Source organism: Fervidobacterium sp., from assembly GCF_059913585.1.
Genome location: NZ_DBOLZL010000019.1, coordinates 1 through 17,826, shown reverse-complemented (window position 1 = coordinate 17,826; position 17,826 = coordinate 1). Strand labels below are relative to the sequence as shown.

The following is a 17,826-nucleotide window of genomic DNA, read 5'->3' as shown; positions in this document are numbered from 1 at the left end:
TGCTCAATTTTTTAAAGGCTACCTGATAATAATATATGCAAACAATAGAAGAAGGAGAATGATTGTCGAAATGTTGAGAACTTTGAGTGTTTTCAGTTCTTTGGTTATTTTCGCTATTTTGCTGTTTTCGCTCTCACCACCGAGTTCACTGATTATCGTTTTGAGTTTCTCATGTGATGTTTCGAATTGAGCGTCCATGGTAGTTGAAAGTTTTTCCAACTTCTTAGGTAAATTTGATAAACTACCAGTGATAGACATTTGTCTTTGAATGAATTTATCGATATTATTTTTTAATTCATTGACAGAATTAGTAATCATCTCAAGTACCTGACTGTTGGATTTTCTTACCTCTTCGACAATATTTTGAATACGACTGTTTCCGCTTTGTAGTTGACTTAAGATTTGTTTAGTGTTGTTTTGGATTAGAGCCGAGAAGTCTTGAGAAAGCTTTTCGAAATTCTTGGGTATATTTGATAGACTATCAATAACAGACATTTGTTTTTGAATAAAATTATTGATGCTGTTTTTTAATTCACCAACGGAATTAGTAATCACTCCAAGCGATTGGTTGTTTGTTTTGCTTATCTCTTTGACAATATTCTCAATACGGCTATTCCCTCCTTGAAGCTGACTCACTATCTGTTTTGCGGTGTTTTGGATTGTAGATGATAGTTCTTGAGAGAGTATCTCCAATTTTTTGGAGATTTCTGATAAGTTGCTGGGAACTGATTGCTGTTTTTGGATCAAATCTTCAATGTTCTCCCTTATTTCATTGAACGTAGTGGTAACAGTTTCAAGTAACTGTTTTGTATCTTCGTTTATCTCTCTGACAAAGTTTTCTATGTGGTTGTTCCTTTTCTGAAGATCGTTCATCATTTTATTTGTGGAATCTTGAATGGTGTCTGAAAACTCTTCTGAGAGGTTACTGAGAAACTCCTTCATAGTTCTATCCATTTCTTCAACCAGCGTATGCAACCTTTCAAATACTCGGTCGACAGTTTCAAGCTTATCTTTTAAATTGTACTCAAACTCGGAAATCTTTTGGCTAATTTGCATACGTTCAGCGTTCAGTGAATCAATTATTTGGTTCAGGGTTGTCTTTGTATCGTCGATTTCTTTCTGATTTGCTTCAACTTTTGTAATTAATTCACTGAGCCTTTTGATGTTGTTTTTTTCTTCTTCCAACTCTTCAGTTATGTTCAAAAGCCTTTCCACAACTTCGTCTCTCGTATCATTTGCCATTTACCGCACCTCCTCAAGAACATTTCTTAGTCTTTCTATGCTATTTTTAATAATTGCCTCGAATGAATATGTATCCTTGAAGCGCATGTAGATTTTCTTGAGCATTTTTGGGTCTTTTTCGTAATACTTTACCAACAATCTACAGAACTCTTCTTTGCCTTTATCTAGAATCATACGCTTTTCATACAGTTGAACAAATTCATCAAGAACCTTTTCCACAAACTCATTTCCTAAACCAACGATAACACTTAATGACGAGTCCAATCTCGTTAAGTCATCGTATTGTTCGAGCATAAGGTTTGTGAGCCCACTTACGAAGTCAAGTCCTGTGTTCTCTTTGTAGCTTTCAAATAGTCTCTTCAAAATACTGTCAATTTCAAGGAGTTCATCAGGCTTGTTAATCGTGATGCCGTTCGTTCTGTCAAAGTAAAATACGTCAAACCATAGTTGATATTCCAGAGGTCTCTCTGCGATTATTTCAAGTTTTCTCGAGAAGTTACTGAAGGCAAAGTAGCGTTCTAAAGATTTTTTAAACGATTCGCTATCGGTGTAGTGTTTGCAAAGCTCGTAGGCGTTCCAAAGAGATTGTCTACGGCTGTATACAAGGTTATCGTAGAGCCAGGCTACCATTATTTTGAAAGTCTTTTCGAATTCGTCCAGAGAGTCGTCGTTGAGTATGCTAATGTATTTTTCATATTTCTCTTTGTATATACTGTTTTTGTCTAAGGTAAATTCTATATCGTAACGCCTTATATAACTCACAACCCCTGCCAAAGCTTGCTGTTCGTTGAAATGTGAGAATTTAATCTTTAGCAAAGCCCTATTATCACCATTCTTTTTTTGAAATCCCAAATTTTCCGAACCATAGAGTAGGTAATCGACATAATCATTAGAATCTGCTAACTTGATTTCGTTTTCTATCCATTCCATCGTCCAATCGTCGACAAGTCCTACCATTTTCATCCTATGAACAGCCTTCTCAATTTCTCGTCTTGAAAACTGTAGGACATTGTCTTTCAAATTAATTGAGACCGATTGTGTAGGGCTGTGATACGTCACCAAAATATATCTTGCAAGAGCTTTGATATTCTCAGTAAACTGTTCCTTAAAAGCTTTTGCGTAATTTTCTAATGCTTCTTTTTTGGTGAGATTAGAAAATTTAACATGAATTGTTGTCAAATTGGAATTCTTTGAGCCATACGATTTTCTGTAACCCCATGTTTGAGAATATTTGTCTTCGACTTTAAAGCTTTCCACAATCCTTGCTGATTTTAAGAGTTCCAGAGCCGATAGGATTTCAGGTAATTCATGCCTCAAAGTTGATTTTGTGAACTCGATTGAGACTTCACAATTCGGTGCTGCGTATGTGTAAAAGACATATCTTAGAACATCAAGATCACTTTCAACACCTTTGTTATCACCAATCAAAAGTTGAAGTCTAATCAGTGGGTCTTCTTTGTACTCTAAGAAAATATTATCAAGTTTTGAAACAATTTCTCTTACTTCAAGATTTCTGCTAAAAAATTCTGAGACTGTTGAACCATCAGGTAGCGGCGGATTTTCCGTGTATAATATATAACACTCTGCTTTTCTTCTATCCCTTCCAGCACGTCCGACTTCTTGATACAACGTCTCTATGGACATGGGCAATCCGTAATGGATAGTGTATCTTATATTGCTTTTATCAATTCCTATTCCATACGATTTGGAAGTTGCAACTAAGAGAGGAAATTTATTCTCTTTGAAATCAGTTTGTATCCTTTGTCTTGTTAAATCGTCATCATCGCCAGAATAAGACCGTGCAACATTACCAAATATACTGTTAATAGTTTGTGCGAGAGATATACACCCTTTTCCTTTAATTATATTGTTGTATTTATCTTTGAATTTATCCTCCTTAAACTGTGTGAAAACAACTCCGCAATATGTATCTTCGCCTCTTAGAGTGAAAATCTGCTTTTCTGTATCTAAAGTTTTCAGCAGAGATAAAAAATTTTGCATTCTTTCTTCTTCGGAATGATTCTTTATAACAAAAAATTCTAACTCAGGTCTTGTAAAAGATTTTGGAGTGACAATATTAGATGAGCTGATTCCGAGTTCTTTTGTCAAATCAATCAAAACGAATGGTAGTGCTGTAGCAGTTAATCCAAGGAATTTTACACCGGGCCACAGACGACGGATTGTCGGAACTAAATTCGCATATGAAGTTCTAAAATCATGTCCCCATTCTGAGAGACAGTGCACTTCATCGATAATGGCATAAGCAATCGTCAGATTATTATATGCATTCCTCATACACTCTCTGAAATCTGGGGTTTGCAACCTTTCAGGGGTAACAAAGATGAAAAAGTATTTCCCGGATAGGTATTCTTGCATGACTGTCTCTTTTTCTTCTTGTGTCTGGTCCGAGTAAATATGATTGGTTCTTGAAATCATGAAGTAATTCTTTAAATTATAATCCTGGTCGAACATGAGGGACTTTAGAGGAGAAATCACCAAGCTAACGGCTGGTTGCAGCAACGCGGCAAATTGATAACACAATGACTTTCCTCGCCCTGTTGGAAGTAGGGCAACTGTATCTTCACCTGATAGAATTTTTGCAATGACCGGAATTTGACCATCGGTAAATTCCTCAAAGCCAAAGATGTTTCTTAGGAAAAATTTCAAGGCATCGATATCATTTTCTATATCATTCTCGTCTATGTTAACTTTGTACTTAATAGGCTGTGTTGTTTCAAGCCTGAAGTAATCGTTCCCATCAAGCTTTGTTCGAATGGTTATGACGTCTTCCTCGTGTGTATTTGGCTCACGGTCGGTAAGAGAGAAATCTATATTTATATACCCTTCCTTTGGTCCAAAACTGTTTTTTCCCGCCAATTCTATGTATATTCTTGGTTTCTTAAACTCAAGCTTCATCAATTTCAACAAATTTTCAAGCCAAAGAAATACGTCTTCAACCGCATATGCGAGTAGTTTGTTGTATGGAAGTGTTTCGTTGGAAAGCACATTAAATTTCCATTCTTTATCCTCAAGCTTGAGAACCTTTCTTTGGAGAAGTTCAAGAATAAGTATCTCAAAACGAATAACTGCTGTAGCAAAGAAAGAAGCTTTTTCGTAAGTCGATAGTGATTTTTCAGAATAAACTTTTAATTTTTCAAATCCTGTTTTCCTGATGTTTTCTATACCGCCTTCACCCTCTGCACGTCTATCCTCTGCAAATTCATCGAACTTGTAGATGGGAATTAGGGCTTCTTGTAAATACCTCGACATCAACGTTGGATTACCACGTTGGAGAATATTCTTAACTACACAAAAAGCTGGATAGTAAGGATTTTCCTTAACATGGCTACCAGGAAGGTTTGAAATCTCAAAATTTGAAGGGGTATACGCATAATTGGCAGTGAATAAACAAGTTCCAGACATTTTTTCACCTTCTGTCGTCACAATTCTAATATTTGGTATAGTTTTAAATATTTGGAGGGTAATTCAAGCAGGCAAAAGGATAATTTTCTAAAGAATATTTTATCACTAATTTAATAAAATTGTGAATAGTCGTTTTATCTGATTGGTTTGTTGTGAGGTGTTTATGTTATAATTCTATTAACAGAACTGACAACTATAGACTAAGAAAACGGGGTGGAATAGATGAGCACCTTGAGACAGTCGGTTATAAATCTTCAAGAAGAATTCGCCAGGGATAAACAAGCTCTTGCAACCCAGCTGGAGCGACATATAGAAGAAGTTAAAAAGTCTTTAGAAAAACTTATGAATGCAACTATGTTTACGAAAAACTTAAAAAGATTGGAAGAACTTTTGCACTTACTCAGAAATGAGAGAGATAGATTCTTAAAAGCTTACACGTTCGAGATATACAATTCACATAGTCGGAACACTTGGAAGAATGAAAGGCTTAATAGATTTTACAAAATCCTTAGTCAGATTCAAGATTTCCTCAGAATACTTGGGGTTTCTTGAACAATCGGGCTCGAGTTCTTCTGTTGGCCAGATGGAGCTTATGTTTGTGAAAGATGTAGAATTGAAGTTCGGTGGTTTGTCGGATAATCTCATAAAGGCGAATCCTAATTATCAGTATGTTGTAATAGAAGAGATGACGGGTGCAACAATGCTGTATGGACAAATAAGTGTGACTTACTCAAAAACGATTTCTGAAAGATTTTATTCGTTCATAGTTAATAATCTCACAAACTTAGGAAGTTCCCAAAAACAGATTCTTGGAACAAATGTCTTAGGTCCTGCATACATCAACCCAGATCTGCTTAAAGGAGAAATTGTCAATATACCAGAGATAGGTTTCAGATGGGTCGTTGAAGGACAAGGTCAATTTGGTGGAATCCAAACAGGGATTTACATCGGCGGAGTAAAAGTCACCATCTATGAATACTCTCCAGATGGACTTTTGCTTCAGTACGTTAATAAAACACAAATAGGTTACATCCAAGCAGTTATCTCAAGATAGCAGAGCGAAGAGTTTTTTATGTGAGCTTTTTAGTTACATACTAAGTAGGTAAATTATTGAACCTAAAAATCGAAATGTTTTATGTTCCGTGAAAAGGCGTAATTTAGCCACTGGTTTTTAGTCGTCTTCATCATAAGGATCGAAATCGTCGAGTTCATAGAGTTCTTTATACTCATTTTCGAAAGGGTCCTTTTGACGTTGTAGGTTTGCGTATATTCGGAACATCAGCTTTTTTTCACCTGGCGTGTTTATAACAAAGGGATACTTGATTTCAGTTTCGAAAAGTATTGGCTCTTCTAAACCATTGTTTCCTTCATATCTATATGGCACATATTTAGGCTGAGGTGAGGTATTGGAAAGAAGTTCTGTTACTGTTTCTCTTAGGAAATCTGCAAGGTCTCCGGAATAGTAAGACAGGAAAACATAACCAAGAGAGCGGGTCCTAATCAAAAAACCTTTAGTGCCGATTTCGTCAGCCATGTTTTTGATTTGCTTTTCTAAGTCTTTGGTTAAATCAAACACAGCACCGTATGCCAAGTAAGAGTTGTATTCTTCTACTTTAAAAACGAACGGTTCAAGATATGCTGATTCTAATGAGTCCTGAGAGCTCAATAATACGCCTTGTTCAAGGCAATATTCGTATATTTCTGGAATTCGGCGTTCGATGTCCGATTTTGAAAAGTTATCCTTAGATAGGGTAATAGCTTTTTCGGGAGTGGTTATTACCAACAATTCCGCCCCATAGTTGGCAATATGGTTGCTTATTTTATCCCAGAGTTTGTCGTAGGTGAGAAATGGTCTATCCGTGGGTTCTATTATTTGGTTAATGAATTCTCTGAGTTCCTCAAAGTGGATATGATATATTCTCTTTATTTGGAACATACACACACCTCACACTTCCCTAAGATAGTATGGGGGATGTTTTTTCTTCTTTCTGAAATCGTCATTTACTTGTTCAGCTGTTTTCGGGTACCAGTAAATGCGGAATGCCACTTTCTTACCGTTATCAAGAATTGTAGGGTATTTGATTTCTGTCTTTATTTTGATAAAACTGTAAGAATTTGTGTATTTGTTTTCTTCGAATTTGACAAACTTTGGTTTCGTAGGTTTGTTCTCAAGTATGAGTTTTAGATTGTTTACTATGAAAGCTATCATTTCTTGCTTGTTTACGTTATAGTAGGTTTTAACCGAATCTGAATAATCCTCTTCTTCGAAGAAGTATTTTTCTGAGCGCATTCGGTCTATATGCTCGTTTATTTGTGGATAGATATTTTTTTCTAAATCCAAAAATACTCCTGTTGCTACGTATGCTTTAGGGCTTTCGAATACGAAAAAGTTGTATGGTTCTTCAATTTCTTCATCACCCCAGAAGAGCGCTTTGATGTGCTCTGTGTAAGCAGATTCGATGGTGCCGTTTATTGAGGGCATAAATCCCTTTTTTAATAAAAAGTCGTAGAGTGTTTCTTCGGGATGTTTTATCAATGAAATTAAAGTCTCTTCGTTATACACGAGTAACCGCCCCAATATAGCGTTTGCTCCGAAGTTTGATATGTAGTTTTTAATAAGTTCCCATATTTTTTTGTAGCTTATGTATTTCTCTTTGCAGTCTTGTATGACTTTCTCAAGAATGTCTTCAAATGTGAAATCATTAGAGGTAAAAAGAACAGCATCCCAAGTTCTTCCTATCAAGTTTTTTCCCTCCGTTTTTCTCTTTGTAGATTAAACAGTTTAGTAGCTAAAAAACAACACTAAATCACGTTCGAAGAAGAAGAGGTCTTGGAAGTCTAATTCCGAGTTAGTTTGTTTGGAACTCTTTTCTACGACTATAGATTTCACTATCGCGTTGTTTAGAGGATGCACAAGGCAAGAGAACTCAATGTTCGTCAAATCGGAGTTGTTTGGGTTTGTTTTTTCGAGAATTTGTATGAATTTTTCGGTTGTTTTGAATTTATTTGGTTGCGATTTGTTGATGGATAAGTATCCAAAATCTTTGTAGTTTTTTATCGTAACCATTTTGAACGTGATAGCGTTGTCGAGGCTTTTGAATTCACCATCTTTGATTGTTCCAGGGATGGTGAATTTGTGGATTTTGCCATCTATCTTTATTGCGTAGTTTAAAATGTGTGTCGGGGTTATAGTTTCCCGAGCGTAAAATTTGAAGGTTTTAATTGGATAATTTGGTTGAGTAATCAAGAAAGATGGGATGGCTTTCAGTATGTCAGACTGAAAGGGGTCATCCCAGAGACCAGTACTGAGTGCGTATATATAGTCTTTTTGATAAAATACTCTCAAACCCTTTTTGGTTTCAAAGATGCTTATTTTTTTCGGAGTATCGAATTCTATTATTTGTTTATCTTTTTCCAAGTATATTTTATATTTCGGGCGTTTAAATTCTTCTAACTTATAGAAGTTTTTTTCATTATAAGGTATTAGAAATTCCGTGCATGTCCAGTTTTTTGGGTTATCTTCTTTTGGGTTTTTCTTGTTAAACCTTGCCAAGTGTCTGTCTAATTTCACAATGTAAGACACTGTATTTCGGAGTGCCTTTTCGAGATAATAAGATTCTCCGAGAAGTCTGTCTCCATCGAATATTACTCTGTAGGAGTAATCGTTTGGAATTATTTTTTCATTTTCTGGCTCTGGGATGTATAGGTATTGGATGCCTATTAATTCTACAGGTTCATCTTTGAAGAAAAGCTTAACTTCTTTGCCGTTGAGGTATATATGGAGCTCGCCAAGGTCTATCAGTTTTTGCACGGATAATCTCCCCCTAATGTATTATTTCACCAAGGTATATGCGATATTCTCCCATCTTGCAATGCATAAAGCTGTTGGTCAAAGATGACTCCTGAGAGCTTTTTTTGGTAGTAGACATACACGATTTCTTTTCCTGTGCTTTTTAGCTTAGGAATGTCAGATTTTTCTGAATTTATTCCTTCTTCATCTTTTTCGTATGGTTTTTCTGTTATCAGTATGTGTCCAATTTTGACGTATTTGCAGTTTTTTATTTTGGAGAGTTTAGGTTCGGAGAGGTAAATGTCCTCATACATGTATTTGAGCACGGGTGCTAAAGTTTTCAGTGGGTGTTCTTTTTTTCTCTTTTCGAGTTTGAGTATTTGAATTGCATCGTAGACTTTTATTTCAGCTCCATAGTAGTTTATTTTGTATTCTTCTACTATCGACGGGTCTATGGAATATACGACTTTTAGGTAATTTTCACGCATGATTTGGTGTAGCGCTTCGAGAAATCTTATATGTTTTTTGTATATAGGGCATTCGTTGTTTGGATAGTTGGGCCACTTGCATGTGCGACATACTCTGTTGAAGAAATCTGGAAATTTAATCCCTACTTTTTTGTATATCTCACCGAGGCGATTTTTAATAAGCTTTGATATGTGATCTACTGGATAATTAGTGTGTTTTAAATTATCATTCAAAGGTAAGACTTCAAGTTTTTTAGCTATCCCTCTTGCGGTTTTAAAGTAATCCACGGTGTGTTGGTCTAAAAATATGTACCTTGTAGGCATTGTGTCGAGTATTACCTCTGTTTCGAGATTTCCTTCGTAAGGCATGAAGGCATCAAAAAATTCGAAGTAAGTCATACATTCTTTAGTAATACTGTATTTATGCGTCATGGAATTCCCCCCTTGGTTTGGTTGGGTGTAATCTTTTAAATTTAATTGTGCAAAGCAAAAGAAACGCGAAAGATAAGAAAACGGGAATGATTACAACAATTTTGAAGTTATATACGTATGACGAGGACGAATTGCTGGAAAAACAAGAGGAAGAAGCTGATGGGTGTGATGTAGGTGTTGTTTAGGCATAATTATGGCTTTTGAAAGTTTGAACAAAAGGGATTATATCATATATTTTTCCCTTGTAAAGACTGTAAATTTAAAGTTTCATATTGACAAATTCAAGACGTTGTGATATTATGCCAAACGCATGCCAGTAAATGTAACAAAGTTGTCCCTTTCCAATAAATGTCAAAATAGCTCCTACTCAGAGCTTAAAAAATTCCGCACTCAGCTTTCTAAAAAAGTCCTTTCCACGGTTGTTCCACACTTTCGAATTCCTACGGTTGGTTATGTATAATATGAAAAATTACGAAAAGCACATTTTTGGATTTCTATGCTTTCCATATCATGTGGTCTGTTCACCCCCTCTCAGTGAGAAGAAGGCAAGAAAACTTTATGAAAGAACTTTATTCTTAGTAATTCTAAGATGGAAACTTTTAAACTTTATTAAAAGAATTATTGTATTTGGGATTATTTCGGTAATATTTTGAATTATTTGAATTACTGGAAAGTTAATAACTGAGAGGGGGATGAAAGGCATGAGGATTAGCGATGTTAAGGTTGTTCTCAGAAGGTTGGTTGCCATCAACGAACCTGTTCTGCTCATCGGTCACGCAGGTGTTGGAAAGACACAAATCGTTCGACAGATAGGCGAGGAACTAAACAGACCGGTCAAGACTGTGATACTTTCACAGCTTGAGCCTGGCGACCTCATAGGCTTACCGGTTTCTGTTGGTGGTAGAACAGAGTTTTTGCGTCCAAGTTGGTTACCATCCGAAGACGAAGAGAACGTCATCCTGTTCCTCGATGAGTTGAACAGAGCCCCGCTATATGTCCGCCAGGGCATCTTGCAGCTCGTTCAGGAAAAACAGATAGGACCTCATACACTCCCAAAGAGCCTCTCCATCGTGGCTGCTATGAACCCTGATATGGAAGGGTATCAAGTTAATGATTTGAGCGACAGAGCGTTGTTATCGCGGTTTGTTGTTATCACGGTGCAAAATAGCGCCGAAGATTTGGCATGCTATCTGAGAGCAAAGGGATACACCGACGAGGAAATAATGCCGGCAATCGATGTTCTCGAAAAGCGTGGGATTTTCTCAGAAGATATTCCAATGCCAAAGCTCGACTGCAACCCGAGAACAATAGAAAGGGCACTGCGAGTCATGCGCTGTATTGCAGACCTATCCCAAGAGCTGCAATATGAAGTTCTCTCAGGAATAATGGGAATGGCTGCGGCTGATTTTATCAGAAACATCTCAGGAAAACAGCTGAAAGTAGAGGATTTCCTCGAAGGAAGAGTGGAAAAGATAGCAGAATATCCACTAACAGAACGAATAACGGTTATGCTAAGAATAATCCAAGAAGGGCTCTTGGAAAAAGTGCCGCAAAAAGTCCTCGATGCGCTATCCGATGAGGATTGGGCATCTATACTGAGGAACATGAAAAAGGAACCATCTAAGTACTTCGACGGGTTTATGCAACTGAGGAAGGTTTATCCACGAGCATTTGAGGTTGCATAATACCGCTTTTTTTCATTGCCGTGGGGGTGAATAGTATGGTAGGTAAACGATTGTTAGCCAAGACATTGCTCTCCTTTGACTACGTCAAAGGGGAGGATTTTATTTATGCCAGTGTACTCGACTGTGTGGATGTCCGTGAATCTGAAGAGGTTGAAATTGCAAGTGTGCAATATATGGGTAATGATAGGTTCGTGATGAATATCAATATGAAAAAGATAGAAAATGATTTTTCGTTTGAGACACTCGAAGAAAAGGAACGGATAAAGATTTTGAAAGGGATTATCAAACACGAGCTCTGGCATATTATTGCTGGTCATATGTTCATGGTGAATAAGCCTATAAGGGTAAATAAGCATCGTATTAATCAAAGTGAAGATGTGTTTCTCAAATTAAACTCAACTACGTGGTTTCTTTACAACTTAGCCACGGATAGTATCATTAACTCGAATCTTTCCGAATGGAAAGAAATAGATGCAGTGATTTTAGTACCACCAGAGGATATACTTGAAGGGAATTTGCCAGAAACGGAAAAACTCATGTTAGTCGGTCGTTCGCAGATTTCTAAAAAGCTTGGAATTTCTAATCAGTTAACAGCTGAAGAGCTTACCGCTGCTTTGTATGTTTTGTACAAAGATAAGTTGCCAGTTCAACCAGTGTTCTATTACCTTTACGGCGATGTTGTTCCAAGCCCCGAATCAATGAGAGAAAGGCATTTGTTAGATAGAATTACTCAACAAATTCAAGAGAGCATTCAGCGAAGGTACGAGTTAGACGAGGCCTTTCGCTATAATGATGGTCTGCTAAGCCGACTTAGGGGTTTTGAAAAGGTGACGAGTTTGTTCCAAATCAAAGCCGAAAACTCGAATGATGAAGATAGTATAGACTGGAAAAAGTACATCAGCGATGAGTTATCTAAGGCATCTGATTTGAGTGAAGGGGTGAAGACAAACAAGCATCGTCTGAGCAAAAGATACGGCATGGCTCCAAAATTATCGCGTAGGATGACCCCAAAAGTCACGGTTTTGATTGATACAAGCGGGTCTATTTCTGACGGTTTGCTCAAAAGGTTTGTTAATGAAATGGAAGGGATTCTAAGAAAGTGTAATATCCCTTTGGTTTTGTATTTCTTTAGTACAGAAGCTCAAGAGAGGCAAAAAGTAGATAAGAAAGGTAAGCTTCTCGATGTTAAAGACCGTGGAGGAACAAATGTATCAGCTGCCCTAAAACAAATGCCCAGGGAAGATTTGGAACAGATTGATTATTTAATCATTTTCACTGATGGTTTTGACAGCTTCCCGGAAGCAGTTATGAAACAGTTGGATGCAAAGAAGATATTTATATTTCCGAAAGGCAATTATAATCACAACTACTACAAGAAAGCTAACGAATACGGTAAAGCGCTTTTCATAGACTAAAGTAAGCAACTGGTCGATGTCTTCCTCGTTTTGTTAGCATCAGTTGGTGTCTTTTCTTTTTTCAAAAAACTAAATTCAAAAGAAGGAGCATATAGATATTCGATATGAGTAACGTTATGAGCACAAAAAAGAAGGTGAATTTCAAGAATTTAAGGAACGGAATTTCTGTGTTTTTGTAGTTTTTAAGTAAAGTTAGCGCTACTATATTTGAAGTTGAACCAATTGGTGTTAGATTGCCTCCTAAGGATACTCCGAGTGAAAGTGAATACCATAGTGGATAAATTTGCGTCAATTCTGGATAGACTTCTGGTAATTCTCGGATTATTGGTATCATAGTTGCAGTGTAAGGAATGTTATCAATAAAACCGGAAATCAATCCAGATACCCAAACTATGACAGAACTCAAAATAAAGAGTGAACCAGAGGATATTTTGACTAAGAAATTGGAAATGTCCTTCATAATGCCAACGTGGTCCATCGCTCCAGTAATGATGAAAATTCCAACCATGAAAAAGATAACTTCCCACTCGATTTTCTCCAAAAGTTCGTTCAGTCTATGTTTATCAAATAAAAGTACTGCAAGGAACCCGGCAATGAGTCCTATTAGAGAGGTTTCGAGTTTAGTTTGTTTTTGAAGGATAAACAATGTGATAACCAATATGGTGAAAAATGTTCCTGCGATAAATCTCTTCTTGTCAGTTGTTGCCTTATTTTCGTCAAGCCCTTCGAGTAGAAAATGTAAGTTCTCTACTCTCACCTCTTTTCTGTATATCAAAAGAAGGGCGGAACTTACAATCAGTAAAAGGGACATTCCAATAGGAAACATAATTTTGGCGAAATCTGTAAATGGAATTTTTGCTGCAGAAATGATTAATACGTTTGGAGGGTCACCTATAGGAGTTATCATTCCTCCTATGTTAGATGCTACTATTTCAGCCAACACAAGTGGAACCGCCTCTATTTCCAAAAAGTCACAGATAGCCAGCGTAATTGGGATGAATATCAAGATAGTAGTAACGTTGTCAACGAGCGCTGAAATAATTCCAACAAGGAAGAGAAGAGAAAAGAAAAGTGTTGAAATGCTCTTTCCTGTTAGTTTGATAGTTTTAACCGCCAGATATTGAAAAAGTCCAGTCTGCTCAACCACTTTAATGAATAAAACCATGCCTATGTGAAAGAATATGGCATTGAGGTCTAAGGATTCTCTGAATCCTTCGTAGGGGTCGTGAAATACCCTAATAGCCAGCAGAAATAATGCGCCAAGCATTGTTACAAGAGCTTTATTTAATTTTCCTCTCATCACAAAATACATAACAAAGGCGTAGGTTATCAGTACTACAAGCTTAATAGATAACTACCTCACTTTCGTTTTTCATATCTTTCGACTAAATTTAATAACTCTTTTTTCATTCTTTCAGCTGCTTCTTTAGCTGACATTTTTCCAGAGATTCCCGCATGCCAATATTCTCTTATTATTTTAGATGCTTCTAAGTATTCTGGAAATCGCGGGCGTGCAACTGCACTTCTTGATGATTCAAACACTGTTTTAAACCAAGGTCTTTCTTTATTGATTTCGGGATTTAAGAGCAAGTCTGCTCTGACTGGGATTAGCCCTTTGGGAATAAGTCTGCTTTGCACATCTTTGGAAACCAACCAGTATGCAAATTCCACAGCCGCTTCTTTGTTTTGTGAAGCTTTTGGAAGAGCTAATACCCAGCACCCTCTTATTGCAACTCTTTTAGCTGGTCCAGATGGCGGAACAGAGTAAATTATCTTTCCAGCCACTTTCGAAGCTTTTGGATCTTCATGTTGAGGAACAAACAGGGGCCATTGGAACATGGTGAAAACCTTACCTTCATTGAAAACTTTGATTCGTTCATCGTGAGCCATTTCCAGTTTATTTGGTGGAGCAAACCTGAGCAATTCTTTGTAAAATTCGATAGCTTCTGCAGCGATTTTTGTATCTAAGGTCACTTTCACCTTTCCGTCTATTACAGTTAGTGGGCTTGTTCCGAATGATTCAAAGATGAAGATAGCTTCGGCTGTTGTTCCTTCAAAATTTATGTTGGTAAAAGGTGCAAACCCATACATACCTTTATTGTAGAAAAACTCAGCAGTATCTCTTAGTTCTTTAAAGGTTTTTGGGACCGAAAGTTCGTAGCCGTATTTTTTCTTGAATTCAGAAATATAGCTTGGATTTTCTAACAAGTCTTTACGAGTTATCCATATGTATACGTTAACATTAAAAGGCATTCCTGTAAATATGTTATTCCAAAAAGAAGCTTCAAATGCATTGGGAGCAAAGATTTTTGGGTCGGGCTTTTTGTAAATTTTTCCCTGAGACCATTTATCAAATGGAACTAACAATTCGGCAAATTCCGGAATAAATGGTTCATCGATGGTTACGAGGTCGTATTTACTTTTCTCAGAAGATATGCCTGCTTTTGTAAGTTTTGGTAAATCTGGGGTAATAGCTGCTTCTAGATTTACCTTTATACCAGTTGATTTTTCAAATTCTGGTAAAAACTCAGAGATGTATTTTGCAAATTCTGTCCAAATCAGGACATTGATTTGTGTTTTGTATTGTGCTGGGGTGATGGAGAATAGAAGAGTGCTTAAAAGTATTACAACTACTTTCCAAACGCCTCTTTTAAACATACTATCCCCCTTTCTTTTTTTGTGTTCATTTAGCTAATTATGTAGTTTTCTTTTTCAAATACTTCGCCTCGTAAAGTCTTTTATCTGCAATTTCGATTAGCGTTTTTATATCTTTCCCATCTTTTGGATACACAGCAATTCCATACGAAAAAGATAGACTAAAATCTTCCCCGTCAAGGTCTATAGGAGTTTTCAGCCTATCCTCTAACCTTTCAATAACCCTTTGTGCAGCACCTTCGTTACTTTCTGGGATTATAATTGTGAACTCATCTCCGCCGTAACGTATGATAATTGCATCTTTTCTCGTTGAATTTTTTATAACCTTTGAAAAGTATACAAGTATCTCATCGCCTACAGTGTGACCGTATGTATCGTTTATTTGCTTGAAATTGTCAAGGTCAATCATAACAACTACAAAAGTTTCTCCTAAATCTGTATCTGATTCAATTATTGCCTCTAAAAGCCTCCGGTTGCCGACCTGAGTAAGCTGGTCTTGATAAGCTTTTTCTTGCCATAATATGGCTTCCAGTTTTTCTTTGGTGATATCAGTAAGAATAACCATCTTTCCAATAAATCCGTTGTTTTCATCGCTAAGTGTTTCGCATTCAACTTTAAACCACTTTCTACCTGATGAAGTTTGGATATTGATTTCTGTAAATGTTTTTTGTGAGCCTTTACATCCAGTTTCTTTTAAATAGTTTAATATTTTGGTTTTAACACCCTCCATTTCACTTAATTTTTCAAAAGCTCTGTTTTGAAGTATAACCGTTCCACTTTCATCGTATAATGCAACGGGGTTTGGATTTATTTCAATAAGAGTTTTGAGCCTGTCCCTTTCGATTTGAATTTTCTTTAGTAGTTGCGTTCTTTCTTTTGTTGTTTTGATATTTTGCACAACAAAAAGAATGTATGTGAAAATAGTAATTGCGAATAAGATAGAGATTATTGTCGAAAACTGTGATTTCACAGCTTTTATATTCGAGACTATCTCCAATTCGTAATAACCCGTTCCAATAATCCAGCCCCAGGGTTCAAAAATCCTTATCGCTGAGATTTTTGGCTCTATTATCTGTGCGCCGTATTTGTAAAATTCGTACTCTGCAAAACTTTTACCGGATTTTGCAGCTATCAGAATTCTTTCAACTGCATTTTGAAAGATTTTGTCGTCCATATCTAAGTAATTTTTTCCCACATATTCCTTTCTATACGGATGAGCAATAAGCGTTCCGTCCAAGGATAATATAAAAAAGTAATTTTGTTTGTCCGGACCATAGAATGATGCCTCCACATGTTGTTTGGTCAATTCTTTTGCTCTTTCCTCGGTAATTAAACCATCAAGGAAAAGCTTATAGTAAGTTTCAATAGATTCATATTCAACTAAAATCAGTTGTTGCAAGTCTTCCAAAATATGGGATTTTATAACCTCATCAATCTTGGGAAAGAACCAGAAATTCAGAGAAGTCGAGACTGAAATTATTAGTATTCCGATGATAATCAACAAAAAACTGTTAGAATCGGTGAATTTGAACAGAGCAAACACCTCTCTTATGAGACAGTCTTAAAAATATTTTATCACATTTATTGTATGATTTAGTTAATAAAAAAGTTTTTTCATTTCCCGACTTATTAATACCTCTGGGATTATTTGTTTTTAATACCATTCTAAACTTGACTAAGATAGGTATTCGATAGTAAAAGCAAATTGAGAATAAGGCATCAATAAATTCCTGCCTAATTTAGTATTTTGAATATTTTCAATTTGACAAAATTCGTCAGTAAACGTGCTTTTGGTGAAAGGATTGAATATATGCGCTATGTTCTTGTAAAAACTTATAACAATAAAATACCGCCCATTTTTCTAAACTTATTTTTTGTTCTTACCAACTCGCACAGAACCATATCTTTGGAGAATTATCTTGGAAATTGGATTGAGCAACTTAAATTATCAATTTAGAGAATATGTAGAAAAGTTTATCACTGAGTGTTCAAAAGAAGTAATTAGTGTTTGGGTTTACGATACACTGAGACCAAAAAGTGTTCAGAAAGCTTTGTATGCACAAGGTCGAGAACCACTTGAAGTAGTTAACTCTATTAGAGAAAGTGCGGGTCTAAAACCAATTGATGAAAGGAAAAATAGATACATAGTAACCAGATTACGTGTTTCAGCTCACAATTATGGACTTGCTGCGGATTTTGTGCCTGTTGTCGATGGTAAGCCTCAGTGGTATAACGATGAACTTTGGCTAAGGTGTGGATGCATTGCACTCAATTTGGGTATGGAATGGGGTGGGATGTGGAAAGGATTCGTTGACAAGCCCCATATCCAAATGAAAAATTGGAGGAAAGTGGCAACATTTAATCATTTAGAAAGATTGATAATCGAATAGCTAGTAATAAACTATCCCGGCTAAAGCCGGGGTTTTTTGCGTTCTTGTACCAAAATGATAGAATGTAGTAAGTAATACAAACTAAATGAGGGTGTTTATCGTGGTAAAGATAACAGATAACATTAGATGATCTACTCAGATTGAAATTTATATCAAGCTTGGCTGTTTCTCCTGATGGTAGAAAGTTGGCTTTCGTTGTCCATGAGATGAACAAAGATGAAAATGGTTACAATTCCAACATATGGCTTTATAACACCACCACAGGGTCTCTATCGCAACTTACCTCATCAAATCGGGATAACTCTCCAATTTGGTTGGATGATTCGA

Annotated in this window: 15 protein-coding genes; 6 read left to right on the top strand and 9 right to left on the bottom strand. The window is 36.4% G+C overall.

Going from position 1 to position 17,826, the window contains the following annotated elements; translation table 11 throughout:
• Positions 1-18: 18 nt before the first annotated feature.
• A complete protein-coding gene (locus tag AC3M61_RS07145) occupies positions 19-1,242 on the bottom strand; it encodes a hypothetical protein (RefSeq protein ID WP_500780181.1) in 1,224 nt (407 codons plus the stop codon).
• Entirely contained in the window at positions 1,243-4,665 is a 3,423-nt protein-coding gene (locus tag AC3M61_RS07140; RefSeq protein WP_500780180.1) for a RecQ family ATP-dependent DNA helicase, read from the bottom strand.
• A gap of 222 nt (positions 4,666-4,887) precedes the next feature.
• Between AC3M61_RS07140 and AC3M61_RS07135 the strand changes: the two genes are divergently transcribed.
• Positions 4,888-5,217, top strand: coding sequence for a hypothetical protein (locus AC3M61_RS07135; RefSeq protein WP_500780179.1), 330 nt, complete (start codon positions 4,888-4,890; stop codon positions 5,215-5,217).
• A 46-nt stretch (positions 5,218-5,263) separates the two neighbouring features.
• A complete protein-coding gene (locus AC3M61_RS07130; RefSeq protein WP_500780178.1) occupies positions 5,264-5,719 on the top strand; it encodes a hypothetical protein in 456 nt (151 codons plus the stop codon).
• A 117-nt stretch (positions 5,720-5,836) separates the two neighbouring features.
• On the opposite strand, the gene AC3M61_RS07125 is transcribed toward AC3M61_RS07130, so the two are convergent.
• From AC3M61_RS07125 to AC3M61_RS07110, 4 genes are read right to left on the bottom strand one after another with little or no spacing between them, the layout of a single operon-like run.
• Complete coding sequence (locus tag AC3M61_RS07125) at positions 5,837-6,601, bottom strand: hypothetical protein (RefSeq protein WP_500780177.1); 765 nt, start codon at positions 6,599-6,601, stop codon at positions 5,837-5,839.
• 9 nt (positions 6,602-6,610) lie between these two features.
• Complete coding sequence (locus AC3M61_RS07120) at positions 6,611-7,408, bottom strand: hypothetical protein (RefSeq protein ID WP_500780176.1); 798 nt, start codon at positions 7,406-7,408, stop codon at positions 6,611-6,613.
• A gap of 39 nt (positions 7,409-7,447) precedes the next feature.
• Positions 7,448-8,476, bottom strand: coding sequence for a hypothetical protein (locus AC3M61_RS07115; RefSeq protein WP_500780175.1), 1,029 nt, complete (start codon positions 8,474-8,476; stop codon positions 7,448-7,450).
• Between the two features lie 26 nt (positions 8,477-8,502).
• Positions 8,503-9,354, bottom strand: coding sequence for a hypothetical protein (locus AC3M61_RS07110; protein ID WP_500780174.1), 852 nt, complete (start codon positions 9,352-9,354; stop codon positions 8,503-8,505).
• 701 nt (positions 9,355-10,055) lie between these two features.
• Here AC3M61_RS07110 and AC3M61_RS07105 point away from each other — a divergent pair.
• Positions 10,056-11,039: an AAA family ATPase gene (locus tag AC3M61_RS07105; RefSeq protein WP_500780173.1), complete on the top strand. Its 984-nt coding sequence runs from the start codon at positions 10,056-10,058 to the stop codon at positions 11,037-11,039.
• Between the two features lie 35 nt (positions 11,040-11,074).
• A complete protein-coding gene (locus tag AC3M61_RS07100; RefSeq protein WP_500780172.1) occupies positions 11,075-12,454 on the top strand; it encodes a VWA-like domain-containing protein in 1,380 nt (459 codons plus the stop codon).
• Positions 12,455-12,515: 61 nt separating this feature from the next.
• On the opposite strand, the gene AC3M61_RS07095 is transcribed toward AC3M61_RS07100, so the two are convergent.
• The 3 genes from AC3M61_RS07095 to AC3M61_RS07085 are packed head-to-tail and all read right to left on the bottom strand — an operon-like array spanning position 12,516 to position 16,652.
• On the bottom strand, positions 12,516-13,784 hold the full coding sequence (locus tag AC3M61_RS07095) for an ArsB/NhaD family transporter (RefSeq protein ID WP_500780192.1): 1,269 nt from the start codon (positions 13,782-13,784) through the stop codon (positions 12,516-12,518).
• Positions 13,785-13,813: 29 nt separating this feature from the next.
• A complete protein-coding gene (locus AC3M61_RS07090) occupies positions 13,814-15,112 on the bottom strand; it encodes an extracellular solute-binding protein (protein ID WP_500780171.1) in 1,299 nt (432 codons plus the stop codon).
• A 37-nt stretch (positions 15,113-15,149) separates the two neighbouring features.
• A complete protein-coding gene (locus AC3M61_RS07085; RefSeq protein ID WP_500780170.1) occupies positions 15,150-16,652 on the bottom strand; it encodes a diguanylate cyclase domain-containing protein in 1,503 nt (500 codons plus the stop codon).
• Between the two features lie 376 nt (positions 16,653-17,028).
• Here AC3M61_RS07085 and AC3M61_RS07080 point away from each other — a divergent pair, with 376 nt between their 5' ends.
• Complete coding sequence (locus AC3M61_RS07080; RefSeq protein ID WP_500780169.1) at positions 17,029-17,499, top strand: M15 family metallopeptidase; 471 nt, start codon at positions 17,029-17,031, stop codon at positions 17,497-17,499.
• A gap of 140 nt (positions 17,500-17,639) precedes the next feature.
• A partial coding sequence (locus AC3M61_RS07075) for a hypothetical protein (protein ID WP_500780168.1) occupies positions 17,640-17,826 on the top strand: 187 nt, incomplete at its 3' end.